Annotated in this window: 21 protein-coding genes; 11 read left to right on the top strand and 10 right to left on the bottom strand. The window is 72.4% G+C overall.

Annotated features, from left to right (window positions below; translation table 11 throughout):
• Nucleotides 1–67: 67 nt before the first annotated feature.
• On the bottom strand, nucleotides 68–1477 hold the full coding sequence (locus K2F47_RS35395; protein ID WP_242910524.1) for an MFS transporter: 1410 nt from the start codon (nucleotides 1475–1477) through the stop codon (nucleotides 68–70).
• Nucleotides 1478–1557: 80 nt separating this feature from the next.
• Here K2F47_RS35395 and K2F47_RS35390 point away from each other — a divergent pair, with 80 nt between their 5' ends.
• Nucleotides 1558–2145 carry a MerR family transcriptional regulator gene (locus K2F47_RS35390; protein ID WP_242910523.1) on the top strand — a complete coding sequence of 196 codons (588 nt, stop codon included), beginning with the start codon at nucleotides 1558–1560 and terminating at the stop codon, nucleotides 2143–2145.
• A 10-nt stretch (nucleotides 2146–2155) separates the two neighbouring features.
• Here K2F47_RS35390 and K2F47_RS35385 read toward each other — a convergent pair whose 3' ends face one another.
• A complete protein-coding gene (locus K2F47_RS35385; RefSeq protein ID WP_242910522.1) occupies nucleotides 2156–3004 on the bottom strand; it encodes an NAD(P)H-binding protein in 849 nt (282 codons plus the stop codon).
• A gap of 114 nt (nucleotides 3005–3118) precedes the next feature.
• Here K2F47_RS35385 and K2F47_RS35380 point away from each other — a divergent pair, with 114 nt between their 5' ends.
• Nucleotides 3119–4096, top strand: a complete 978-nt coding sequence (locus tag K2F47_RS35380; protein WP_242910521.1) for an Lrp/AsnC family transcriptional regulator — start codon at nucleotides 3119–3121, stop codon at nucleotides 4094–4096.
• Here K2F47_RS35380 and K2F47_RS35375 read toward each other — a convergent pair.
• Nucleotides 4082–5326 carry an MFS transporter gene (locus tag K2F47_RS35375; RefSeq protein ID WP_242910520.1) on the bottom strand — a complete coding sequence of 415 codons (1245 nt, stop codon included), beginning with the start codon at nucleotides 5324–5326 and terminating at the stop codon, nucleotides 4082–4084. The genes K2F47_RS35380 and K2F47_RS35375 overlap by 15 nt on opposite strands.
• Before the next feature lie 122 nt (nucleotides 5327–5448).
• Here K2F47_RS35375 and K2F47_RS35370 point away from each other — a divergent pair, with 122 nt between their 5' ends.
• Nucleotides 5449–5817, top strand: coding sequence for an ArsR/SmtB family transcription factor (locus K2F47_RS35370; protein WP_242910701.1), 369 nt, complete (start codon nucleotides 5449–5451; stop codon nucleotides 5815–5817).
• A gap of 57 nt (nucleotides 5818–5874) precedes the next feature.
• On the opposite strand, the gene K2F47_RS35365 is transcribed toward K2F47_RS35370, so the two are convergent.
• Genes K2F47_RS35365 through K2F47_RS35355 form a run of 3 tightly spaced genes read right to left on the bottom strand, consistent with a single transcriptional unit; the run spans nucleotide 5875 to nucleotide 8094 of the window.
• The gene (locus tag K2F47_RS35365) at nucleotides 5875–7527 is read right to left on the bottom strand and encodes an MFS transporter (RefSeq protein WP_242910519.1); all 1653 of its coding nucleotides are present in this window, start codon (nucleotides 7525–7527) and stop codon (nucleotides 5875–5877) included.
• A 40-nt stretch (nucleotides 7528–7567) separates the two neighbouring features.
• Nucleotides 7568–7912 (bottom strand): VOC family protein, encoded by a 345-nt coding sequence (locus K2F47_RS35360; RefSeq protein ID WP_242910517.1) that lies wholly within the window; start codon nucleotides 7910–7912, stop codon nucleotides 7568–7570.
• Complete coding sequence (locus K2F47_RS35355) at nucleotides 7909–8094, bottom strand: ribbon-helix-helix domain-containing protein (protein WP_242910515.1); 186 nt, start codon at nucleotides 8092–8094, stop codon at nucleotides 7909–7911. The genes K2F47_RS35360 and K2F47_RS35355 overlap by 4 nt, the downstream gene beginning before the upstream one ends.
• Nucleotides 8095–8182: 88 nt before the next feature.
• Here K2F47_RS35355 and K2F47_RS35350 point away from each other — a divergent pair, with 88 nt between their 5' ends.
• Nucleotides 8183–8668 (top strand): pyridoxamine 5'-phosphate oxidase family protein, encoded by a 486-nt coding sequence (locus tag K2F47_RS35350; protein ID WP_242910514.1) that lies wholly within the window; start codon nucleotides 8183–8185, stop codon nucleotides 8666–8668.
• 55 nt (nucleotides 8669–8723) lie between these two features.
• On the opposite strand, the gene K2F47_RS35345 is transcribed toward K2F47_RS35350, so the two are convergent.
• Nucleotides 8724–9200: a MarR family winged helix-turn-helix transcriptional regulator gene (locus K2F47_RS35345; protein ID WP_242910513.1), complete on the bottom strand. Its 477-nt coding sequence runs from the start codon at nucleotides 9198–9200 to the stop codon at nucleotides 8724–8726.
• A 103-nt stretch (nucleotides 9201–9303) separates the two neighbouring features.
• Between K2F47_RS35345 and K2F47_RS35340 the strand changes: the two genes are divergently transcribed.
• Nucleotides 9304–10881, top strand: a complete 1578-nt coding sequence (locus K2F47_RS35340) for an MFS transporter (protein ID WP_242910512.1) — start codon at nucleotides 9304–9306, stop codon at nucleotides 10879–10881.
• A 48-nt stretch (nucleotides 10882–10929) separates the two neighbouring features.
• Here the strand turns inward: K2F47_RS35340 and K2F47_RS35335 are convergent, their stop codons facing one another.
• Nucleotides 10930–12384, bottom strand: coding sequence for a M1 family metallopeptidase (locus tag K2F47_RS35335; protein WP_242910511.1), 1455 nt, complete (start codon nucleotides 12382–12384; stop codon nucleotides 10930–10932).
• A 181-nt stretch (nucleotides 12385–12565) separates the two neighbouring features.
• Between K2F47_RS35335 and K2F47_RS35330 the strand changes: the two genes are divergently transcribed.
• Nucleotides 12566–13129, top strand: coding sequence for a dihydrofolate reductase family protein (locus K2F47_RS35330; RefSeq protein WP_242910510.1), 564 nt, complete (start codon nucleotides 12566–12568; stop codon nucleotides 13127–13129).
• Here K2F47_RS35330 and K2F47_RS35325 read toward each other — a convergent pair.
• Together K2F47_RS35325 and K2F47_RS35320 are read right to left on the bottom strand one after the other, a co-directional pair.
• On the bottom strand, nucleotides 13091–14362 hold the full coding sequence (locus K2F47_RS35325) for an MFS transporter (RefSeq protein WP_242910509.1): 1272 nt from the start codon (nucleotides 14360–14362) through the stop codon (nucleotides 13091–13093). The two genes, K2F47_RS35330 and K2F47_RS35325, sit on opposite strands and share 39 nt — an antisense overlap.
• 6 nt (nucleotides 14363–14368) lie before the next feature.
• Nucleotides 14369–14953, bottom strand: coding sequence for a winged helix-turn-helix domain-containing protein (locus tag K2F47_RS35320; RefSeq protein ID WP_242910508.1), 585 nt, complete (start codon nucleotides 14951–14953; stop codon nucleotides 14369–14371).
• Nucleotides 14954–15295: 342 nt separating this feature from the next.
• Between K2F47_RS35320 and K2F47_RS35315 the strand changes: the two genes are divergently transcribed.
• Genes K2F47_RS35315 through K2F47_RS35295 form a run of 5 tightly spaced genes read left to right on the top strand, consistent with a single transcriptional unit; the run spans nucleotide 15296 to nucleotide 22740 of the window.
• Nucleotides 15296–16861, top strand: a complete 1566-nt coding sequence (locus tag K2F47_RS35315; protein WP_242910507.1) for a chitinase — start codon at nucleotides 15296–15298, stop codon at nucleotides 16859–16861.
• Nucleotides 16862–16871: 10 nt separating this feature from the next.
• Nucleotides 16872–18632 carry a chitinase gene (locus K2F47_RS35310; RefSeq protein WP_242910506.1) on the top strand — a complete coding sequence of 587 codons (1761 nt, stop codon included), beginning with the start codon at nucleotides 16872–16874 and terminating at the stop codon, nucleotides 18630–18632.
• A gap of 49 nt (nucleotides 18633–18681) precedes the next feature.
• On the top strand, nucleotides 18682–19560 hold the full coding sequence (locus tag K2F47_RS35305; protein WP_242910505.1) for a lytic polysaccharide monooxygenase auxiliary activity family 9 protein: 879 nt from the start codon (nucleotides 18682–18684) through the stop codon (nucleotides 19558–19560).
• A 10-nt stretch (nucleotides 19561–19570) separates the two neighbouring features.
• Nucleotides 19571–20170, top strand: a complete 600-nt coding sequence (locus tag K2F47_RS35300) for a DUF305 domain-containing protein (protein ID WP_242910504.1) — start codon at nucleotides 19571–19573, stop codon at nucleotides 20168–20170.
• Nucleotides 20171–20178: 8 nt separating this feature from the next.
• Nucleotides 20179–22740, top strand: a complete 2562-nt coding sequence (locus tag K2F47_RS35295) for a glycosyl hydrolase family 18 protein (protein WP_242910503.1) — start codon at nucleotides 20179–20181, stop codon at nucleotides 22738–22740.
• Nucleotides 22741–22800: the final 60 nt, after the last annotated feature.

Genomic DNA, 22800 nt, shown 5'->3' with positions numbered 1-22800 from the left:
GATGCGCACGCGGGGACCACGCAGGTCCCCCTCCCCACCCTGACCATGCCCGACGCGCCGGGAAACATCAGCTTTCCACTGAATGGAACCCCACCGGTGTGATCTTGTGCCGCGCCCGCGCGGTGACCCGCCAGGCCGCCAGGGCCACCAGCGCCGCGCCCAGCGAGATCGCCCCCGCGACCACCGCGACGAGCCGCAGCCCCGCCACGTAGGCCGTGCCGTCCGCTGCGCCGCCGGCCCGGGCCGACAGGATCGCGCCCAGCGCCGCGATGCCCAGCGACGTGCCCGCCTGCCGGGTCGCGTTCACCGTCGCCGCCGCCGCGCCCGACCGCTCGCGGGGCACCGCCGCGAGCGCCGAGGCGTTCAGCGGCGGCAGCACCACGCCGATGCCCGCGCCGACGCCCGCGAGCAGGACCGCCAGCACCGCGTAGGGCGTGTGCTCCCCGAACGCCGCGGCCAGGCCCAGCAGCGCCGCCACCATCAGCGTGAACGCCCCGGCCATCGGGCCGTAGGGGCCGTACCGCGCGGTCAGCCGTCCCGCGGCCGCGCCCAGCAGGCTCATCCCCAGCGCCATCGGCAGCAGCCGCAGCCCCGCCCCGGTCGCCGAGGCGTGCCGGACCTGCTGGAAGTAGGGGGAGAGGTAGAAGAACGTCCCGTAGGCGCCCAGGCCGAGCAGCAGCGCCGCCCCGTTGGACGCGGCGAACCGCGCGTCCCGCAGCAGCCGGATCGGCAGCATCGGCCGCCGCGTCCGCAGCTCCACCGCGACGAACGCCAGCAGCGCGGCCCCGGCGACGCCGAGCGCGACCCGCGGAACCGGCGAACCCCAGCCGTGCTCGCCGCCGTCCACGAGCCCGTAGGTCAGCGCGCCCAGCCACAGCACCCCGAGCAACTGACCGGGCAGGTCCAGCGCCGCGTGCTCCGGATCGCGGCTCTCCTCCAGGCCCGCCGCGCCGAGGACGAGGACCAGCAGGCACAGCGGCACGTCCACCCAGTACACGCTCCGCCATCCCCACGCGTCGACCAGCACGCCGCCCAGCAGCGGCCCGAGCCCCACCGACAGGCTTGCGGTCGTGCTCCACCAGCCGATCATCCGCGCCCGCGCCGCCGCGTCCGGGCACGCCTGCGCGATCAGCGACATCGCCCCCGGAACGAGCACCGCCGACGCCGCGCCCTGGACGACCCGCCCGCCGACCAGCACGTCCGCCGACGGGGCCGTCGCGCACACCACCGCGCCGGCCGCCAGCACGCCCACGGCCGCGAGCCAGGTCCGCCGCCGCCCGTACCGGTCGCCCAGCACGCCGCCCGACAGCAGCAGCGACGACAGCGCCAGCGTGAACGCGTCGACCATCCACCGCACGTCCGCGAGGTCCGCGTCCAGCCCCGCCGCGGTCTCCCGCGCCGCCACCGTGACGACGCTCATGTTCAGCAGCGCCGCGAACGACCCCGTGAAGATCGCCGCCCGTCCGGCCCCCCGCATCCCGTCCCCCTCCGTCCGCCGGTGAACGCGACCTACGATGGGGGCTCCAGTGCGCTTGAGGTCAACCCGGGAGGAAGGCCGTGGAGGAGGAGCTGCTCGGCGTCGGGGAGGTCGCGCGCCGCCTCGGCACGACCGTGTCAGCGATCCGCTACTACGACGAGCGCGGCCTGGTCTCGCCCCGGACGCGCGTCCGGGGGCAGCGCCGGTACCGTCCGGCCGAGGTCCGCCGGCTGGCGTTCGTCCGCATGTGGCAGCAGACCGGCCTGTTCAGCCTGGACGACCTGGACGCCCTCATGAGCCCCGCCGACCGCGCGGACTGGCGCCGCGTCGCCCGCGCCCGCATCGCCGACCTCCGCGAACAGGTGGCCGCCGCCGAGGCCGCCCAGCGCTACATCGAGTGGATGCTGACCTGTAGCCGCCAGGACATCACCGAGTGCCCCGTCTGCCAGGAGGACCTCGACGCCTGGCTCGCGCTCGACCGGCGTCACGAAAAGGCGCCGGAGCCGCGTGACGAAACTCGGCTGTGCGCGGTGTGCCGCGAGCCGCTGCCCCCGCCCGGGCGCGGGCGTCCGCGCCTCTACTGCTCGGGCCGCTGCCGCCAGCGCGCCCACCGCGGCTGCACCTGGCCTTCGCCCCGCGCCTCCGCCCACCCGGAGGAGGAGGCCTGACCAGCGTCCTTCAGCGGAAGGCGTCGCGATGGTCGTTGGCCCACCGCTGGAAGGTGCGCGCCGGCTTCCCGGTGATATCGGCGACGGCCGAGGTGACCAGCGTTGAGGGCGCGCGCAGCTCGACCGCCCTGAGCAGCGCGTCCACCAGGGCCGGCGGGCGTCCGTCGGCCAGCATCCGCTCCCGCGCCCGCTCGACGGGGACCTCCTCGAACCGCAGCTCGCGGCCGATCGCCGCACCGATCGCCCGGACCTGCTCGGGCGGGTCGATCACCCGCGGCCCGGTCAGCCGGTGGGTCGCGCCCCGGTGGGCGTCGCCGGTGAGGACGCGGACGGCGACGGCGGCGATGTCGCGCGGGTCGATCACCGCCGTCGCGGCCATGAGCGGGGCGCGCACCGTCCCGGTGGCGCGGATCTGGTCGGCCCAGCCCAGCGTGTTGCTGGCGATGGTGTCCGCCCGCAGGACGGTGTGGGACGGGCCGGACTCCCCGACCAGCGCCTCCATGGCGGCGTGCAGCCCGAAGATCGGGTCGTCCCGTTCCTCGGGGCGTCCGCCCACGCCGATCGAGGACAGGTAGACCACGTGCCGCGCGTGCCGGGCGATCGCCTCCAGCACCTCGCGCGCGCCCTCGGTGGTCAGCATCGGCCACACCAGGAAGACCGTCTCGACGCCGGTCAGCGCGGCCTCCAGCCCCTGGACGTCCCTCAGGTCGCCGATCGCGACCTCGACGCCGCCGGGGAGGTCGGCGGCGGCCGCCTCGTCCGGGCGCACCAGCGCGCGGACTCCCTGCGCGCCCGCCGCCCTGAGCCGGGCCAGCACATGCCGCCCGACGTTGCCCGGGGCCCCGATCACCAGAATCATCGCCCTACCCCCGTCTCGTCCTGCCGGTCGCTGACGAGGGTGCTGCGGGACGGCGACGCTCGACAACTCGGGCGGCCGACATCGACGGGATTCGACATCCCCTAGGCTGTGGCGGTGAAAACCGACATCGCCGACGCGTTCGACCGGCGGCTCGTCCACGCGCTCCAGCTCGACGCGCGCGCCCCCTTCAGCCGCGTCGCCGACGTGCTGGGGGTGTCGGACCAGACGGTCGCGCGGCGCTACCGGCGGCTGCGCTCGGCCGACCTGCTGCGGGTGGTGGCGGTGCCGCCCGCCAACTTCCACGGCCACGGGCGCTGGATGCTGCGGCTGCGCTGCGCCCCCGGCGCGGCGGGGCTGATCGCCACGGCGCTGGCCCGCAGGGACGACACCGCCTGGGTGCAGCTGGTGTCGGGCGGGACAGAGGTGCAGTGCGTCGTCCGCGCCCGGGGGCCCGGCGAGGGCGAGCACCTGCTCCTGGAACGGCTGCCCCGCACCGGACGGCTGGTGGACGTCGCCGCCTACTCGCTCCTGCACACCTACTACGGTTCCCCCGGCCGCGTCCGGCTGCTCAACGCCCTCACCGAGCAGGAGGCGGAGCGGCTCGGCCCGGGCCCGGAGGCGGTGACCGGCGCCGACCTGGCGGACTGCGACGCCGACGACCTCCGCCTGCTGGGCGCCCTGGCCCGGGACGGCCGCGCGCCGCTCGCCGATCTCGCGGCGGCCACCGGCTGGTCGCAGTCGACCGTCCGGCGGCGGATGGAGGAGCTGCGGGCCGCCGGCGCGCTCCACTTCTACGTCGAGTTCGACACGGCGTACCTGGGCTACCGCGCCGGCGCGCGGCTGTGGGCCTCGACCGCGCCCGCCGAGCTGGAGGCGACGGGCCGGGCCCTGGCCGCCCATCCCGAGATCGTGTTCGCCGCCGCCACCACCGGCCCCACCAACCTGGTCGCGACCATCCTCTGCGCGGACGACCGCGCCATGTACCGCTACCTCACCGGACGCCTCGCCGCGCTGCCCGCCATCACCCGCGTGGAGACGACCTCGATCATCCAGACCCGCAAACGCCTCGGCCGCCCCCTACCGGCGCCCTGAGGCCAGGACGACGAGGGCCCCGGCGACCGCCAGCGCGGCCAGGACGGCGCCGAAGACGGTCGCTCCCCGGGTGAGGCCGACGGCGTCGCTGAGGTAGCCGGCGGAGACGGGCAGCAGCCCGGCGGGCAGGTAGCCGCCCACGTTCAGCGCGGCGTTGGCCTCGGCCAGCCGTGCGGCCGGAACGCCCGAGTTGAGCAGGGACAACCCGCCGAGCTGCCCCATGCCCTGGCCCGCGCCCGCGAGCAGCGCGGCGGCGAGCAGCACCGCCACCGACCCGGTGTGGACGGCGGCGACCAGCGCGGCCATGGCGGCGAGGGTCGCGGTGGCGCCGGCGAGCAGGATCGCGCGGCGGCGCAGCGACCGGACGGCGAACTGCACGGCGGCGGCGGTCAGGAACATCGCGAACGCCATCGCGCCGGCGACGATCCGGCTGGTGGTGCCCAGCAGGCCCGACAGCAGCGAGGGGCCCAGGGACAGCACGAACGACGTCGCGGTGATCCCGGGGGCGAACACGGCGATGCCCAGCACCAGGTGCCGCCGGTTGCCCGCCGGGACGCGCGGCAGGCGGACCCATGACCCGGAACCGGGCGCGGAACCGGGCGCGGACGGCCGGGGCAGGGGCATGCGCAGCACGGTCAGGACGGCGGTGGCCAGCAGGACGGCCTCGACGAGGAAGACGGTGACGGTCGGGCCCGGGACGGTCTCGGACAGGACGCCCGCCAGCAGCGGCCCGAGTCCCGCGCCGAGCACCATCGCGCAGGAGGCCAGCAGGGCGGCGAGGGGCTTGCGGTCGGCCCCACCGGTGACCGTGTCCGTGGCCGTGGCGACGTCGGTGACCGCCGCCATTCCGGCCGAGACCACCGTCCCGACGGCGATCCCGCTGAACAGCCGGGCGACGATCAACGCGGTGACGGAGGGCGCGACGGCGAAGATCGCGCAGGCGGCGAGGGCCAGCCCGAGCGCCGGCAGCAGGACGCGCCTGCGGCCGAGCCGGTCGGAGGCGACGCCGGAGACCAGCAGGGAGCCGAGCAGCCCAACGATGTAGAACGCGAAGATCACCGTCAGCGTGCCCCGGGAGAAGCCGAGGTCGCGCTGCCACAGCACGTACAGCGGGGTCGCGGCGTTGGACAGCACGAACACGGCGGTGACCGGCCAGGCGGCCAGCCAGATCCAGGCGGTGGACCCCCGCTCGCGGGACGCCGGCGCGGGCACGGTCAGGCTCGATGACATGCGTGTTCTCCCAGCACATCGACAGTACGACTTTAGTCGAATTGGTTCGAATGTGTTCGAACTTAGCACGTAGTACGATTGGAGTCGTACAGGAGTCGACGTGGGGGAGGGCCGCCGTGGCCGTGACCGAGGTTCCCGCCGTCCGGGAGCTGCCCGAGCCGGACGGCCTGCCCGAGCCGCTGCCCGAACCCGCCGTGGACGACCTGCGGTTGGAGGCGGTCCTGGGCGTGCTGAGCGATCCGCTGCGGCTGGCGATCGTCCGCAAGCTGCTGCTGGAGCGCGAAAGCTTCGACCACACCTGCGGCTGGTTCGGCCTGGACCGGCCCAAGTCGTCGCTGACCCACCACTTCAAGGCGCTGCGCGAGGCCGGGGTGATCAGGCAGCGGCAGTACGGGCTGGAGCGCCGCAGCCACGTCCGCACCGCCGACCTCGACGCACGCTTCCCCGGCCTGGTGAACCTGGTCGTGGCGTGGACGCCGCCCGACGCCTGATCCCGGGAGCGGGGTCCCGCCCAACACCACCTGAAAACAGACCGTCCGCGCTAACCCTCAACCGCTCGGGCGCGGCTGGGACTGCTGCGGTCGTTCTTTCGGAGATCCCGCCATGGGACGGCCGTCTGCGGCGGCCGGGACCTCGGCAGGGCGGCGCCGCACCAGGGCGCACGACGCGGCGCCGATCACAATGACCGCGATGGGCAGCGCCAGCGTCGGCCGCAGCGCGTGGACGAACCCGTGCTCGAACGTCGCCGCCGCCACCCGCTGGACGTGGTGGACGAGGTCCGGCGGCGTCCCCGGAGGCAGGTCCGGGGTCGCGCCGCCCCGCCCGGCGCCGACCTCCATTCCGCCCTTGGCGGCGTGGTCGAAACCGCTCGCGAACTGCCCGCGGACGCTCGCCGGGAGGGCGGCGGCCCGCGCGGACGCCTCGTCCCGGAGCGAGCCGGCGAGGCGGTTCTGGAGGATCGCGCCCACCGCCGCGCTCCCGGTGATCGTGCCGATCTGCCGGATCGTGTTCAGCACGCCGGATGCGGCCCCGGCCATCCTCGGCTCCACGTTGCGGAGCGCGACCGTGACCATCGGCCCGAACACGCAGCCGATCCCGAGCCCCGCCACGACCAGCGGGGGTTGGAGCGCCTGCCAGCCGCGCCCGACGTCGGCGAGCACCGCCAGCCAGGCCATGCCGGCAGCGAACAGGGCGAGGCCGGACATGAGGATGTACTTGCCGCCGAGCCGGTCCGACGCGCGGCCCGCGAGCGGCGAGGCCAGCGCCGACACCACCATGCCCGGCGCCATCACCAGGCCCGCCTTCCACGCGCTGAACCCGAGGACCGCCTGCAAGTAGATCATCACCGGCAGGAACAGGCCGATCATCCCGACCTGGACGGCCGCCGACACCCCGCTCATGACCGCGAAGTCGCGGTCGCGGAAGAGGACGAAGGGCAGCAGCGGCTCGTCGCCCTGCCGGGTGCGCTGGTGGGCCAGGAACACCGCGAGCAGCAGCGCCGCCCCGGCCAGCAGCGCCCAGATCCCGGCGTTCCAGCCGTACCGCTGCCCTTCGGTCAGCCCGAAGGTCAGGCACAGCAGCGCCGCCGTCGCGAGCAGGACGCCCGGCACGTCCAGCCGGTGCGGGCGGCCGTGCCGGACGTCCGGGATCAGCGTGAGCGCCATCACCAGCACGGCCGCGCCGATGGGGACGTTCACGAAGAAGATCCAGCGCCACCCGGCGGCGCTGACCAGCAGCCCGCCGAGCGTCGGCCCGGCGATCGTGGCCACGCCCGCGACCGCGCCCCACACGCCGAGCGCCGTGCCCCGGCGCTCGGCCGGGAACGTGGCGATGATGATCGTCATCGTCTGCGGCATCAGCGCCGCCGCGCCGAGGCCCTGGACGGCGCGGGCGGCGATGAGCTGGGCCGGGTCCTGCGCCAGGCCGCACAGGACGGACGCGACCGTGAACACCGCCACCCCCGTCACGAACATGGCGCGCGGCCCGCGCAGGTCGCCCAGCCGTCCGGAGGTGATCAGCAGCGCGGCGAGCACGAGGATGTAGACGTTGATCACCCACAGCACCGCGTCGAGTGAGGCGTCCAGCTTGTCGATCATGCTGGGGATCGCGACGTTGACGGCCGTCAGGTCCAGCAGCGTCATGAAGAACCCCAGGCTGAGCGTCACCAGCACCGCCCAGGGATCGCCGCGCCACCTGCTCATGCGTGTCCCTCTCCTTGTTCCCATCCGGATCGGTGGGGCCTCAGCCCTTGCCCGGCGCCTGGAGGCTCCAGAGCCGCCCGTCGGGGTCGCGGACGGTCATCTCCCGCGTCCCGAAATGGGTGTCCTCGAACGCCGTGACCACCTCGACCGCCGGGGCGGGACGGAACGCGTCCGCGTCGGGCACCCGCAGCGCCAGCTGGAGGCGGGGCTCCCGGTCCTCGGGGACCTCGGCGATGAAGACGTAGGGGCCGTCGCCGTTGCGGAGCTGGCCGGAGGCGTGGCCGGTCTCGAACTCCAGCTCGAAGCCCAGCGCCTGGAAGAACCTGGCCGCCTTGCCCCAGTTGTGGGTCTCCAGGAACACGGCCTCGAAGCCCTGGGTGCTCATTTCGTATCTCCTTCTTCCGACGATGTCCGGCTCTGTCCGTGGGGGTCGCCGAGATAGGCGCGCAACGCCTCGGCGACGAGCGCCGACAGGGACAGACCCGACTCGACCGAGTGATGTTTGACCTGCTTGATCAGTCCGATCGGCAGGTACACGTTGAACTGTTTGACATCCTCATCTCCCACGGACTGGATGCTAGCATCCTAGCCAGCACGAATGCTAGCAACCTAGCCCGCCGGGCAAGGCGCCCCGCACCGCGTAGGATCACGAGCAGTGCGAGCAACGAGGGGGCTCACGGTGGAAGGCCTGAACAGCGGACTCGATCGCTTCGCCCAGCTCGTCCCGGGCGACCACGGCCTGTGCGTGGTCTCGACCCTGCGGCCGGACGGGACGATCCAGTCGTCGGTGGTCAACGCGGGAGTCCTCGCGCACCCGGTGACCGGGGCGCGGGTGGTCGGCCTGGTCGCCGTCGGCGGCGCCCGCAAGATCGACAACCTGCGCGCGCGGCCGCGCGCGAACGTGGTGGTACGGGCCGGCTGGCAGTGGGCGTCCGCCGAGGGCCCGGTGGAGCTCGCCGGCCCCGACGACCCGCTGCCCGGCGTGGACGCCGAACGCCTCCGGGTGCTGCTGCGCGAGATCTTCACCGCCGCCGGCGGCACCCACGACGACTGGCCGACCTACGACCGGACGATGGCCGAGGAACGCCGCGTCGCCGTCCTGCTCACCCCCGAACGCGTCGCCGGCACCCCCGCGAGCTAGACCGGTTCGAAGGTCTCGGCGGCCGACGCGGCCGACGCGGCCGCCGAGGAGACGTCTACTGTTTCGGCGGGTCGGCGTCGGGGCCCGCCGAAGGCGACAGCAGGCGGCAGGCGGTGGCGACGCCGTCGAGCCAGTCCCGGGCCGCCGACCGCTGCTCGGAGGTGAAGGCCGCCTCCAGTTCGGCCTCGCGGCGGGCCACGGCCACCCGCGCCTCGGCCAGGCGCTCCCGGCCGGAGTCGGTGATGTGGATCTGGTGCGAGCGCCGGTCGGACGGGTTCGGGTGGCGCTCGACCAGGCCCTGAGCCTCAAGGCCGGCGAGCATCTCGTTGGCGGCCTGCCGGGTGCTCGCCACGTGCCGGGCGATGTCGGCGACGGACATGCCCGGGTGCGCCTGGGTCATCATCAGCGTCGCGTACTGCGCGGTCGAGAGCCCGAAGGCCTTGAGCTCCTCGCCGATCGCCGCCCGCATGTGGAACCAGACCGTGCGGACCGCGAAGGCCAGTGTCCCGGCGTCGTGGCGCTGGAAACCCAAGGTTCGCCCTTTCAAAGATTGACAGGTCAAAGATTGACAGGTTCCTGACGATCGGGCCATCATGCGATCCGTCAGGTTCTTGACTATCGTATCGAAGGATCCCATGACGAGTCCCCCCGAGTTGCCGGCGTCCAGGCAACGGATGATCCTTATCGTGCTGCTGTCGTCCTCGCTGCTGATCTGGCTGGACAACACGATCCTGTCCACCGCCTTCGAGACCCTCGCCGACCCCGGGCGGGGGATCGGCGCCAGCCCCGCCGAGCTCCAGTGGGTCACCGGCTCCTACACGCTGGTGTTCGCCACGCTGATGTTCACCGCCGGCGCGCTCGGCGACCGCTTCGGCCACCGCACCGTACTCGCGACCGGGATCGCGGTCTTCGGCGCCGCCTCGGTGTTGGCCGCCTACGCCGGCGGCGCGGGCGGGCTGATCGCCGCGCGCGCCGCGATGGGCGTGGGCGGCGCGCTGATCATGCCCGCGACCATGGCGATCATGATGTGGACGTTCAGCGGCGCCGCGCGGGCGACCGCGATCGGGCTGTTCTCCTCCTCGGCCGGGGTCGGGATCGCGGCCGGGCCGCTGCTGGCCGGGCTGCTGCTCGAACGGTTCTGGTGGGGCTCGGTCTTCCTGGTCAACGTGCCGGTCACGGTGCTGGCGCTGGTGGGCATCATCGCGCTCGTCCCGAACTTCCGCAGCCCCGAGCGGCGCCCGCTGGACCTGGCCGGGCTGGCGCTGTCGATCAGCGGCCTGGCCTTCCTGGCCTACGGGCTGATCCGCGCGGGGCAGGTGGCGTCCTGGACCCCCGCGGACGTGTGGGCGCCGATCCTCGCGGGCCTGGTCCTGCTGGCCGCCTTCGTGGTCGTCGAGCTGCGGGCCCGCCAGCCCGGGTTCGACCCCCGGCTGCTGGCCAAGCGCGTGTTCGGCGGCGGCAACGCCGCGCTCGGCATGCTCATGTTCGCCATGACCGCCGCCGGCTTCTACGGTGCGTTCTACCTGCAAGGGGCGCGCGGCTTCACGCCGCTGGAGGCGGGCCTCGCGATCTGCCCGGTGGCGGCAGGCCTGATGGTCGGCGCGCCGCTCGCGGTCCGGCTGGTCGGCCGCTACTCGCTGCGGCCGGTCGCCGTGCCCGCGCTGGCCGTATCGGCGCTGGCGATGGGCTCGGCCGCCCTCTTCGGGCTGCACACCCCCCTGGTCTGGATCGAGCTGGTCTACCTGGTCCAGGGGCTCGCGATCGGGATGGTGATCGGCCCGGTGACGACGGAGCTGATGAGCACGCTGCCGTTGGAGCGTGCCGGCGCCGGGTCGGCGGTCACCAACACCGTCCGGCAGACCGGCAGCGTGCTCGGCATCGCGGCCGGCGGCACGATCATGTCGATCGCCTACCGGGGCGCGATCGAACCGTCGCTGCGGGACGTGCCGGGCCCGGCGGGCGAGCAGGCGCGGGTCTCCGCCGAGCAAGCGCGGCACGTCGCGGCCGCGATCGATCGTCCCGACCTGGTGGGCAAGGCCAACGACGCGTTCGTCCACGCCATGCACGTCGGCTCGGGCTGGACGATGCTGATCGCGTTCTCGGGGGTGGTGCTGCTGATGGTCGCGCTGCGTCCCGTCCGCGCGACCGCGGAGCCGGACGCGGCCGACGTCGGGGAGACGGCCGCGCCTGTGACCACGCCCGCCGGGGGGTGAGTCCGCGTCGTCCGGGACCGGCGGCGGACGCCGGTCCCGGACGGCCGGTCACCAGGCCGCGGGCTTGCCCGGGGTGTGGATCCACACGTCGAAGAAGCGGCGCAGGTCCTGCCCGGAGACCTTCTCGGCGAGCGCCTCGAACTCCTCGGTGGTGGCGTCGCCGTACTTGTGGTCGGCGACCCACGTGCGCACCAGCCGCAGGAACAGCTCGTCGCCGATCCGCTCGCGGAGCGCCTGGAGGGCCATCCCGCCGCGGAAGTAGACGGCGCGGTGGAACAGCTGGTCGTGGGTCGGATCGGCCACCACGACGTTCCAGAAGGGGGGCCGGTGGGGCGGGATGGGCGGCGGGTTGTCGTAGTCGCGCCTGAACACGTCGTGGGCGGACGGCCCGCCGTGCCGCTCGGCCCAGTAGCGCTCCGTCCAGAGCGCGAAGCCCTCGTTCAGCCAGACGTCCTTCCAGCGGGCGGCGCTGACGCTGTTGCCGAACCACTGGTGGCTCATCTCGTGCACGACGCCCTTCTCGACGGGCTGCTTCTGGTAGGTGGGCCGGGTCTGGGTCTCCAGCGCGTTGTCGACGTTGAGCGGCGGGACGGCGTTGTTCTCGATGATCGAGCCGGTGGAGGTGAACGGGTAGGCGCCGAAGTAGCCCGCCAGCTCGTCGGTGGCCCGGGTGGTGCGGGCCGGGGTGGCCAGCGAGTCGGGGGCGTCGGCGACCTCCGGGTCGACCGCGTCGAGCTGCGGCACCCCCGTCCGGGTGGTGGTCGTGGACACGTTGAACCGTCCGATCGAGGCCGTCGCCAGGTAGGTCGCCATCGGCCGGTCCTCGCGCCACACGAACGTGTCCTTGCCCCGGGCGCTCCACCGCTTCACCAGGTGCCCGTTGCCGATCACCTGGAGGCCGCCCGGCACGGTCGTCTCGGTCGTGAAGTAGGCCTTGTCGCGCGGACTGTCGTTGGACGGGAACCAGGTGGACGCGGCGTCGGGCTCGCTGACGATCGTGGCGCCGTCCTTGGTGTGCAGGAACCCGTACGCCAGGTCGAACACGCCCGATCTGCCGAGCGTCACGGGGACGCCGTCGTAGCGGACGACCACCGTGAACGTGCGGTGCTCGCGCAGCCCCCGGCGCGGGGTGATCTCCAGCTCGCGCTCGCCGGTGCGCGCGAACGCGGCCTCGGCGCCGTTCACCCGCACCGACCGCACGTTCAGCTTGTACAGGTCGAGGTTGAAGCGCGACAGGTTCTGGGTGGCGACCGCCGTGATCGTGGTCGTGCCGGTCAGATGGTCGGTGTCCGGGTCGTAGCCGGTCTTCAGGTGGTAGCGCTGGACGTCGTAGCCGCCGTTGCCGAGGTCGGGGAAGTAGGGGTCGCCGAGCCCGGGCGCGCCGGGCGTGTAGCGGACGTCGGCGGATGCGGCGGGCGCGAGCGGCCCGAGCGCCACGGCACCGGCCGCCGAGGCCGCGGCGACGGCGAGCGGGAGCCGGTGGGTGAACCTGGGAAACGCCATCGGGTGTCCTTACCGGTCGGGGTGGAACGCACTGCTCAATCAAGATCATTACCGCCCCGGCGGCGATTGTCGATCATGGAGCCGGAAAAGGCGGAGCGCCGAAATGATCCCGTGATCCGCGATGAGTTCCGCGGCGTCCGAGGGTCCAACCGTCAAAGCCCGTGACCGAGGAGGACCTCCGATGCGCGATGTCACCTACTCGATGAACGTCTCCCTGGACGGCTACATCGCCGGGCCGGACGGCGGCTTCGACTGGGGAGCGCCCAGCGCGGAGGTCTTCCGCTCCTGGATCGACGAGATCCGCGGGGTCGGCGTCCACCTGCTGGGGCGGCGCCTGTACGAGACGATGCTGTACTGGGAGACCGCCGAGCAGGAGGAGTCGCTCGACGAGGCACAGCTGGAGTGGGCCGCGCTCTGGAACCCGCTGCCCAAGGTGGTGTTCTCGACCACCCTGTCGGAGGTGCGGGGCAACGCCCGCCTGGCCTCCGGCGGGCCGGCCGAGGAGATCGCGCGGTTGCGGGCCGAGCCGGGGGAGGGCGACATCGCGATCGGCGGCGCCACCCTCGCCGCCGCCGCGGCCGCGGCGGACCTGATCGACGAGTACCGGGTCAGGGTCTACCCGGTACTGGTCGGCGGCGGCGTCCCGTTCTTCCCGCAGGGCGGGCGCCAGGTGGACCTCGAACTCGTCGAGACCCGCACCTTCGGCTCAAGGGTCGTCCACCACCGCTACCGCGTGGTCCGCTGAGCGCGCGAGGTCGGTCGGACTCTCGGCCTCACCGCCGCGCACCACGCCGCACGACGCGGCGAGGTGCCGGTGGGGCCACAGGTGCAGGCCCGCGCCCACCATGCCCGCCGCCATGACGGCCAGGAGGAACCGGTAGTCGACGGCCGAGATGAGCGCGGCGCCGACCACGATGGAGATCGTCTGGGGTCCGCTGGTGAAGGTCTCGGCGGCGGTGGAGACGCGGCCGAGCAGGGACGCGGGGGTCCGTCTCTGCAGGAGGGTGACGAACCCGACCATGCCGACGGCGAAGCCCGCGCCGGCGACCATCCGTCCCGTGAGGACGGTGGGGAGCGCCGTGACCAGGCACAGGGCCGTGCCCGCACCGAAGGCGCACAGGCCGCCCGCGAGCGCCGCCAACTCGCCCGCCCGCCGGACGATCCGCGCGGACGCCATGCCCCCGGCGACCGCGCCGGTACCTTGCGCGCAGGCCAGCACGCCGAGGAACTCGGGCGGCCGGTGCAGTCCCCGCTCGACGATGGCGAAGGACACCGACTCGCCCAGGCCGAGGACGAGCCAGGCGATCGCGGACGCGGTCATCGTGCGCCGCAGGGCCGGGTCGTCCATCAGATGCCGGACCCCGGCCGCCAACTCGCCGCGCCAAGGCGAACCCCCCTGCCGAACCTCGGGTAGCGGCGGACGGATCGCCGCGATGCTCCCGGCGGCGACGAGGAACGTGGCGGCGTCGAGCAACGCGACCGCCGCGCCGCCCAGAACCGCGAACAGGGCCGCGCCGGTCAGTGGGCCCACTACCCGCAGCCCCTCCTTGATCCCTTGCAGCGTCCCGTTGACGGTGACGAGGAGGTCGTCGTCCAGCAGCTCCTTGAGCAGACCGTTGAGAGCGGCGGCGGTGGCGACGAACAACGTCCCGTAGAGGGCGGCGACCACGTAGACGATCCAGACGTCGCCCCGGTCGTCGACGGCCAGGAGGGGGAGCAGGATCACCGCCGACGCCAGGTTGGCGTGGACGAGGAAGCGCCGCTTGCACACCCGGTCGAGCAGCCAGCCGCCCAGGGGGGCCAGCGCGGACGGGCCCGCCAGGCACGGCATCACCAGCGCCGCGGCGCCGGTGGAGCCGGTGAGGGCCTTGACCCACACCGCGAAGGTCAGCAGCATCATCGAATCGCCCGCCATCCCCGTGGTGAGGCCGATGGTCAGCAGGCGCAGCTCGCGGTGCCGCCACAGCGCCCCCGGCATCCCCTCTCACCGCGCGGGGTCGGTGGGGACGGCGGAGGTGAACACCGAGACGCGGCGGCTGCCGGGCGGGCGCTTGGACGGGTCGTCCCGGCGTTCGCGGTGGCGCAGCACGACCTCCCTGAGCGCCGCGTTGATCTCGGCGAGTTCGGCGGCGGTGACCCAGAGCGTGCTCTCGGCGAAGCCCCCCGCGTCCTGCCAGGGGGCCGGGTCGGTGCGCCGCCACGCCTGCCAGGCGCGGATCTGGTCGAACTTCTGCTCCATGAACACGGCGCTGAGGGCGTCGCTCGCGGCGGCCACGGGGCCGGCCTCGTCACTGCCGCCCCACTCCAGCGAACGGCCGGCGGGCCGCCAGGGGCGCTGGCGGCCGTGGCCCTCGCCGGTCTCCTCCGCGAAGCCGTGCCTGCCGAGCTGCCGCAGATGCCAGGAGCAGTTGGCCGGGCTCTCGTCGACGTGGTCGGCCATTTCCGTGGCGGTCGCCGACCCCAGCTCGTAGAGGGCCTGCAAGATTCGCAGTCGGGTCGGATGGGCCAGGACGCGCAGCTCGTGCGGGTCGGTCAGCTTCCTGCGCTCGTTCCCCACGCCGTCGCTCATACCCCGAGGCTAGCCTTCGAAAGGCCCTTTTGAAAGGGTCTTTCGACGGCGTGTGCGCTGGTCCTGATCGGCGCGGGAGGGGGGATTGTGGATCTCTGTGCCCGGTGCGGCCGTGCTTTGTCGATTCGTGCCAAGAATTCGTGGTCGCCCTGGGTGGTTCGGTGTTCAACCTGCGGTGGTTGCCGAAGGGTGCGCGGAGGTTGTGCGCGGGGGCTTGCCGGGCGCGGAGCCGCTGGTTAACGTGCTCTCAAATTTATAGGAAACCTTACTGTTGATTACGCGCCTGACTCGGGGTTCGGGGGAATTCCGTCATGTTTCCCTACCGTGCCGTTGGAGTGAGTCTTGCGTCCGCGCACCGTTCTCAGCATCTTCGCCGCTCTCCTGATCGTCGTCCTCGTCCCGCTCACCGCCCGCGCCGAGGCGCCGAGCGCGACGTTCTCCAAGCCGTCCGACTGGGGGGCGGGCTGGGAGGGCAGGTACACCCTCGCCAACGGGTCCGGATCGGCCGTCGACGGATGGACGGTCGAGTTCGACCTCCCGTCCGGGACGGCCGTCGGGGCCTACTGGGACGCCCTCATGACCAAGGACGGGGCGTCCCACTATGTCTTCCGCAACCGCGAGTACAACGGCGCGATCGCGCCGGGCAAGTCGGTGGTCTTCGGATTCACCGGGACGGGGCCGGGTGCCCCGGAGAACTGCAAGTTCAACGGCCAGCCCTGCACCGGGGGGTCCGGTGAGCCGGGCGGCCTCGGCGCCCCGGGCGCGCCGAGCGTCAGCGGACGGAGCGACACCTCGCTAACGCTGACCTGGGCGGCCGGCAGCGGCAAGCCGACCGGATACCGCGTCTACGAGGGCTCGGACCTGCGCGCCACCGTCACCGGCACGACCGCGACGCTGAGCGGCCTGGAGAAGTGCTCCATGCACAGCTACACCGTCAAGGCCTACGACGAGAAGGGCGAGTCGCCGGCGAGCGCCGCCACCACCGGGACGACGACGGGCTGCGCGACCGCGCCGCTGCCCAAGCACGTCCTGACCGGGTACTGGCACGACTTCGTGAATTCCGCGAGGCCGCTGAAGCTCTCCCAGGTGCCCGACGAGTACGACATCATCGCGGTCGCCTTCGGCGAGGCGACGAGCAACTTCGGAGAGGTCAGCTTCAAGGTCGACCCGGGCCTGGCCAGCAAGGTCGGCGGCTACACCGACGCCCAGTTCAAGGCGGACGTGAAGGCGCTCCAGGCCAAGGGCAAGAAGGTCATCCTGTCGGTCGGCGGTGAGAAGGGCGCGGTCTGGGTCGGCAACTCCAGTGCCGCGACGCTGTTCACGAACTCCGTCTCCCAGCTGATGGCCGAATGGGGCTTCGACGGTGTCGACATCGACCTGGAGAACGGCATCAGCCCGCAGTACATGGGGCAGGCGCTGCGGGCGCTGCGCGCCAAGGCCGGCAACGGCATGATCCTGACGATGGCGCCCCAGACGGTCGACATGCAGTCCACCGGCGCGGCCTACTTCCAGCTCGCGCTGAACGTCAAGGACATCCTCACCGTCGTCAACATGCAGTACTACAACTCCGGCACCATGCTCGGCTGCGACCAGGGCGTCTACAGCCAGGGGACGGTCGACTTCATGACCGCGCTCGCCTGCATCCAGCTCCAGGGAGGGCTGCGCGCCGACCAGGTCGGCCTCGGCCTGCCAGCCGGTCCGGGCGCGGCGGGCGGCGGCGTCGTCCAGCCGGGGCTGGTCAACAACGCGCTGGACTGCCTGGCCAAGGGCACCGGGTGCGGCAAGTTCAAGCCGTCGACCACCTACCCCGACATCCGCGGCGCGATGACCTGGTCCATCAACTGGGACGTCACCAACGGCGGCGGGTTCGCGCGGACCGTCGGTTCGCACCTGAAGACGCTGCCGTAGAGGGGCCGACATGAGGAAGATCTGGGTCCTGGCGGTCATGCTCGCCGGGCTGCTGGTGGCGGCGGGTCCCGCGCACGCCGAGAACGTCCTGTCCAACGCCGGGTTCGAGAGCGGCTCGCTGAGCGGCTGGACGTGCTCGGGCGGCGGCTCGGTGGTGACCACGCCGGTGCGGACGGGCAAGTACGCGCTGGCCGGCGGCGTCAGCGCCGGCGACAACGGCCAGTGCACGCAGACGGTGGGCGTGCAGCCGAGCACCGCCTACACGCTGAGCGCCTGGGTACGCGGCACGTACGTGTACCTGGGCGTGACGGGCGGCGCGTCCACCTGGACGCCGTCGGCCTCGGACTACACGAAGCTGACGCTGACGTTCACCACGGCGGCCGACCAGAAGTCGGCGCAGATCTTCCTGCACGGGTGGTTCGGCGCCGGAACGTACCACGCGGACGACGTGGCGCTGGACGGCCCCGGCAACCCCCAGCCGGGGACGCCGGGCCGTCCGGACACGCCGCGGCTCGGGTCGGTCACCGACGACTCGATCGCCCTGTCGTGGAGCGCCGCGCCCGGCACGGTCACCGGCTACCGCGTCTACGAGGGCTCGGACGTGAAGGCGACCGTCACCGGCACGTCCGCCACGATCGGCGGGCTGGCCAAGTGCACCACGCACGCCCTCACCGTCGCCGCCTACAACGAGGTGGGGGAGTCGCCCAAGTCCGACCCCGTCTCCGGGACCACCGGCGGCTGCGTCGACACCGGCCTGCCCAAGCACGCGCTGATCGGGTACCTGCACGCGAGCTTCGCCAACGGGTCGGGCTACATGAAGATGGCCGACGTCCCGGACGCCTGGGACATCATCAACCTGTCCTTCGGCGAGCCCACGTCGGTGACCTCCGGCGACATCCGCTTCAACCGCTGCCCGGCGAGCGAGTGCCCGAGCGTGGAGAGCGACGCCGAGTTCATCGCGGCGATCCGCGCCAAGCAGGCCAAGGGCAAGAAGGTGCTGATCTCGATCGGCGGCCAGAACGGGCAGGTGCAGCTCACCACGACGGCGGCGCGGGACACCTTCGTCCGGTCGGTGTCGGAGATCATCGACAGGTACGGGCTGGACGGGCTGGACGTCGACTTCGAGGGCCACTCGCTCTACCTGAACTCCGGCGACACCGACTTCCGCAACCCGAAGACCCCCGTGATCGTCAACCTGATCTCGGCGCTGAAGTCGCTGAAGGCCAAGTACGGCGAGAAGTTCGTGCTGACGATGGCGCCGGAGACGTTCTTCGTGCAGGTCGGCCACCAGTTCTACGGCGGATCGGGCGGCGGCGACGGCCGCACCGGCTCCTACCTGCCGGTGATCCACGCGATGCGGGACGCGCTGACCGTGCTGCACGTCCAGGACTACAACTCCGGCCCGGTCATGGGGCTGGACGGCCAGTACCACACGATGGGCGGCGCCGAGTTCCACATCGCGATGACCGACATGGTGAAGGCCGGGTTCACGGTCGCGGGCACCGGCCAGACCTTCCCGGGGCTGCGTCCCGAGCAGATCGGGTTCGGGACGCCCGCCGCCGTCCCCGCGGGCAACGGCCACACCTCGCCCGCGCAGGTGCAGCAGGCGTTCACCTGCCTCGCCAAGGGCCAGGGATGCGGCTCCTACACGCTGCGCGGCGGGCCGTCGCCGGCGCTGCGCGGGCTGATGACCTGGTCGATCAACTGGGACCGCTACTTCAACTGGGAGTTCATGAACGCCCACGAGCCGTTCCTCAACTCACTTCCGTGAGAACTCCGGGCCACGCCGCGGAGTCCCCACCCCAACCGGAAGGAAAGCGATGAGATCCACCCGAGCGAAGGTCGCCATGGCCGCGGCCGCGGTCCCGGCGGCGTCGGCGGTCGCCGTGCTGGCGCCCGCGGCCCCCGCCAGCGCGCACGGCACGATGTCGGACCCGCCGAGCCGCGTGTACGTCTGCAAGAACGAGGGCCCCGAGCACCCGCAGTCGGAGGCGTGCAAGGCGGCCGTCGCGGTCGCCGGCACCCAGGCGTTCTACGACTGGAACGGGGTGTCGATCCTGGACGCCGGCGGGCGGCATCGGGAGCTCATCCCGGACGGGCAGCTGTGCAGCGCCGGGCGCGCCAAGTACCGGGGCCTGGACCTCCAGCGCACCGACTGGCCCGCCAAGCACGTCGCGCCCGGCCCGCTGACGATCACCTACCACGCGACCGCGCCGCACGCGGCCAGCAACTTCGAGTACTACATCACCCGCGACGGCTGGGACCCCTCGCAGCCGCTGCGCTGGGCCGACCTGGTGCACCTCCAGACGTTCACCAAGCAGAACCCGACCACGTTCACGCAGTGGACGCTGAACCTCCCGCAGCGCACCGGCCGGCACCTGATCTACTCGATCTGGCAGCGCGTCTGGGGCAGCAACGAGGCGTTCTACACCTGCTCGGACGTGGACTTCGGCGGCTCCAACGGCCCGACGACGCCGCCCACCACGCCCCCCACCACGCCGCCGACGAACCCGCCGACCGACCCGCCGACGACGCCGCCCACCACCCCGCCCCAGAGCGGCACCTGGGCCGCCGGGACCGCCTACAAGACCGGCGACAAGGTCACCTACAACGGCGTGACCTACGAGTGCGTCCAGCCGCACACGGCGATCGCCGGGTGGGAGCCCGCGACCACCTCCGCCCTCTGGCGGACGGCCTGAGCGCGGCGCCATGAGGTACGGCGCACTGGCTCTGCTCGCCGCCTGCGTCCTGCTGCTGGTCGTCCAGTGCGGGGCCACCGGCGGTTCGTCGTCGACCGCGCCCGCCGCCGAGCGCGGCGGGCCCGGGTTCAACGCCACCGACGTGATGTTCCTGCAAATGATGGTCCCCCATCAGGGGCAGGGCGTGCGGCTGGTGCGGCTGGTGCGCCGCCATCCGGTCCGCCCGGAGGTGGCGACGCTCGCGGCGGCGATCGAGTCGACCCAGCTCACCGAGGTCAAGGACATGGCGGGACGGTTGCGCGGGTGGCGGCGTCCGCCCACCGCGCCGCCGCACTCGCACGCCGCGCACGGCGGCATGCCCGAGACCACGCAGTCCGAGCTGGACGCGCTCGACCGGACGCCCCCCGACCGGTTCGAGCGCGCCTTCCTCAACCTCCTCATCGCCCATCAGGACGACACGGTCCAGATGGCGCGCATGGAGACCGGCGGCGGCCAGGACGCCTGGACCCGCCGACTGGCCGAGAACGCCGACCGCTCCCGGTCCGCCCAGATCACGCGGATGCTGGCGATTCTCGGCTCCCGCTCCCCGCACAACCCATCCCAGAAGTAGGTGTAGGCATGCGCCGATTGATCAGTGCCCTGCTCACCCTCGTCGTGGTCTCAGCGTTGGCCGTCGCGCCGGCGCGGGCGGCCGATCGACTGACGGCGGTGTTCAGCCTCTCGGGCACCACCGGCAAGTACGTTGTGAGCAACCCCGGTTCGTCCTCGATCAGCAACTGGTCGCTGACCTTTGAGCTCCCCTCGGGGGTGAAGGCCAGCAGCCCCCAGAACGCCACCCTCACCCAGAACGGGACGAAGGTGACGCTCACCCCGGCCCACTACATCAACACCATTCGCGGGGGTGGAAGCACCGAGCCTTACAGCCCCACCTTCTCGCTCAGCTCCGCCGCGAACCCGACCTCGTGCACGTTGAACGGAGCGAACTGCGACGGTTCCGGTGAGGGTCCGCAGCCCTCGGCGGGCGTCACCGCGACGTATTCGGTCGAGGGGACGCGCGCCAAGTTCATCGTCGCGAACAACACCTCCGCGACGATCACCAACTGGTCCGTGGTGTTCGACCTGCCCGCGGGCGTCACCGCGAGCAGCGCCGACAACGGCACCATCGCCCAGAGCGGGAAGACCGTCACCCTCAGCCCGGCCTACTTCAACGCCACGATCGGCGCGGGCCGCACGACCGAGCCCTACAGCCCGACGTTCACCGTCAGCCAGTCCGGCGCGCAGCCGACGACCTGCCGCGTGAACGACGTCAACTGCGACGGGACCGGCGACGCCCTGCCGAGCGCGCCCGGCGGCCTGAAGTCGCCGGTGAAGACGACCAAGACGGTCTCGCTGGCCTGGGACGCCGCCAAGCCCGGCAGCCTGCCGGTCACCGCCTACGAGGTGTACAACGGCTCGGCGCTGGCGACGACGGTCGCCGAGACCAACGCCACCGTCACCGGCCTCACCCCGAACACCGAGTACACGTTCACGGTGAAGGCCAGGGACCGCAAGGGCGGCCTGTCGCCCGCCAGCGAGCCGGTCACGGTCAAGACCAACAACCCGGCCGACGACACCAAGGCGCCGTCGGTGCCGAGCGGTCTGCGCAGCACCGGCAAGGACTCCGCCAGCGTCAAGCTCGCGTGGAACGCCTCGACCGACGACCACGGCGTGGCCAACTACGACGTGCTGGTGGACGGGAAGGTCGCCACGACGGTGACCGGGACGTCGGCGACCGTGGCGGGGCTGTCCCCCTCCACCGCCTACAACTTCACCGTCCAGGCGCGCGACATGTACGACAACGTGTCCGAGGCCAGCGCGGCGGTGAAGGTCACCACCGACGACATGGTCTCCAACGGGTACGCCCGCGTCGGCTACTTCGTCCAGTGGGGCATCTACGGCCGCCAGTACTTCGTGAAGAACCTCGACACGACCGGCAACGCCGCCAAGCTGACCCACATCAACTACGCGTTCGCCAACATCGACTCCAAGAACCTGACCTGCCTCCAGGGCGTCACCAAGGGCACCACGTCCGACCCGCAGGACCCGAACCAGGGTGACGGCGCGGGCGACGCCGAGGCCGACTACGGGCGTCCGTTCAGCGCCGCCCAGTCGGTGGACGGCCAGGCCGACTCCGGCTGGGAGAAGCTGCGCGGCAACTACAACCAGCTCAAGAAGCTCAAGGCCAAGTACCCCAAGCTGCGCGTGCTGATCTCGATCGGCGGCTGGACGTACTCCAAGTACTTCTCCGACGTCGCCGCGACCGACGCCAGCCGTAAGAAGTTCGTCTCGTCCTGCATCGACACCTACATCAAGGGCAACCTGCCGGACTACAACGGCGCGGGCGGGCCGGGCACGGCCGCCGGGATCTTCGACGGCATCGACCTCGACTGGGAGTGGCCGGGCGCCGAGGGGCACCCGGGCAACCACATCGGCAAGGACGACAAGGCCAACAACACGCTGCTGATCGCCGAGTTCCGCCGCCAGCTCGACGCGATGACCAAGGAGACCGGCAAGCGCTACGACCTGACCGCGTTCACCCCCGCCGACCCCGCCAAGATCCAGGCCGGCTGGGACCTGCCGGAGGTCGCCAAGAGCCTGGACATCTTCAACGTCCAGGGCTATGACTTCCACGGCTCGGGCAGCGACAACTCGTGGGAGCCGAACCGGACCGGCCACGCGGGCAACCTCTACACCGACACCGACGACCCGTACTCGTTCCACTTCAGCGACGAGGCCGCCATCAAGGCCTACCTCGACGCGGGCGTCAACCCGCGCAAGCTCACGATCGGTCTCGCGTACTACGGCCGCGGCTGGCAGAACGTGACCGACGGCGGCAAGAAGGGCGAGTGGCAGGACGCCAAGGGCGCGGCCCCCGGCCAGTTCGCGGAGGAGGCCGGGACACGCGGCTACAGCAACCTGATCGCCAGCGTGCCCAACTGCCAGATCACCCATGACGAGCAGGCGGTCGCGACGTACTGCTACACCGGCAACAACGGCCAGTGGTGGTCCTTCGACGACGCGTGGTCGATCAGCAAGAAGATGGCGTGGCTGAAGAGCAAGAACCTGCTCGGCGCCATGATCTGGGAGATGTCGGGCGACCCCGGCGTCCTCACCAAGGCGGTGGACGACGGTCTGCGCTGACCGCGCCGCCCCCCACCTGAAGTAACCCCCTGAGCTCAGGGCCGGTGCCGACCTCGCAGT

This window comes from Actinomadura terrae (assembly GCF_022751215.1).
Classification (GTDB): domain Bacteria; phylum Actinomycetota; class Actinomycetes; order Streptosporangiales; family Streptosporangiaceae; genus Spirillospora; species Spirillospora terrae.
This window is presented reverse-complemented; position numbering and strand designations above follow the sequence as displayed.

Excerpts from the sequence above, each read along its gene's own strand:
- K2F47_RS35395 (WP_242910524.1), bottom strand. The coding sequence starts at position 1,477 with ATGCGGGGGGCCGGACGGGCGGCGATCTTCACGGGGTCGTTCGCGGCG.
- K2F47_RS35385 (WP_242910522.1), bottom strand. The coding sequence starts at position 3,004 with ATGATTCTGGTGATCGGGGCCCCGGGCAACGTCGGGCGGCATGTGCTG.
- K2F47_RS35375 (WP_242910520.1), bottom strand. The coding sequence starts at position 5,326 with ATGTCATCGAGCCTGACCGTGCCCGCGCCGGCGTCCCGCGAGCGGGGG.
- K2F47_RS35365 (WP_242910519.1), bottom strand. The coding sequence starts at position 7,527 with ATGAGCAGGTGGCGCGGCGATCCCTGGGCGGTGCTGGTGACGCTCAGC.
- K2F47_RS35360 (WP_242910517.1), bottom strand. The coding sequence starts at position 7,912 with ATGAGCACCCAGGGCTTCGAGGCCGTGTTCCTGGAGACCCACAACTGG.
- K2F47_RS35340 (WP_242910512.1), top strand. The coding sequence starts at position 9,304 with ATGACGAGTCCCCCCGAGTTGCCGGCGTCCAGGCAACGGATGATCCTT.
- K2F47_RS35335 (WP_242910511.1), bottom strand. The coding sequence starts at position 12,384 with ATGGCGTTTCCCAGGTTCACCCACCGGCTCCCGCTCGCCGTCGCCGCG.
- K2F47_RS35330 (WP_242910510.1), top strand. The coding sequence starts at position 12,566 with ATGCGCGATGTCACCTACTCGATGAACGTCTCCCTGGACGGCTACATC.
- K2F47_RS35325 (WP_242910509.1), bottom strand. The coding sequence starts at position 14,362 with ATGCCGGGGGCGCTGTGGCGGCACCGCGAGCTGCGCCTGCTGACCATC.
- K2F47_RS35320 (WP_242910508.1), bottom strand. The coding sequence starts at position 14,953 with ATGAGCGACGGCGTGGGGAACGAGCGCAGGAAGCTGACCGACCCGCAC.
- K2F47_RS35310 (WP_242910506.1), top strand. The coding sequence starts at position 16,872 with ATGAGGAAGATCTGGGTCCTGGCGGTCATGCTCGCCGGGCTGCTGGTG.
- K2F47_RS35305 (WP_242910505.1), top strand. The coding sequence starts at position 18,682 with ATGAGATCCACCCGAGCGAAGGTCGCCATGGCCGCGGCCGCGGTCCCG.
- K2F47_RS35300 (WP_242910504.1), top strand. The coding sequence starts at position 19,571 with ATGAGGTACGGCGCACTGGCTCTGCTCGCCGCCTGCGTCCTGCTGCTG.
- K2F47_RS35295 (WP_242910503.1), top strand. The coding sequence starts at position 20,179 with ATGCGCCGATTGATCAGTGCCCTGCTCACCCTCGTCGTGGTCTCAGCG.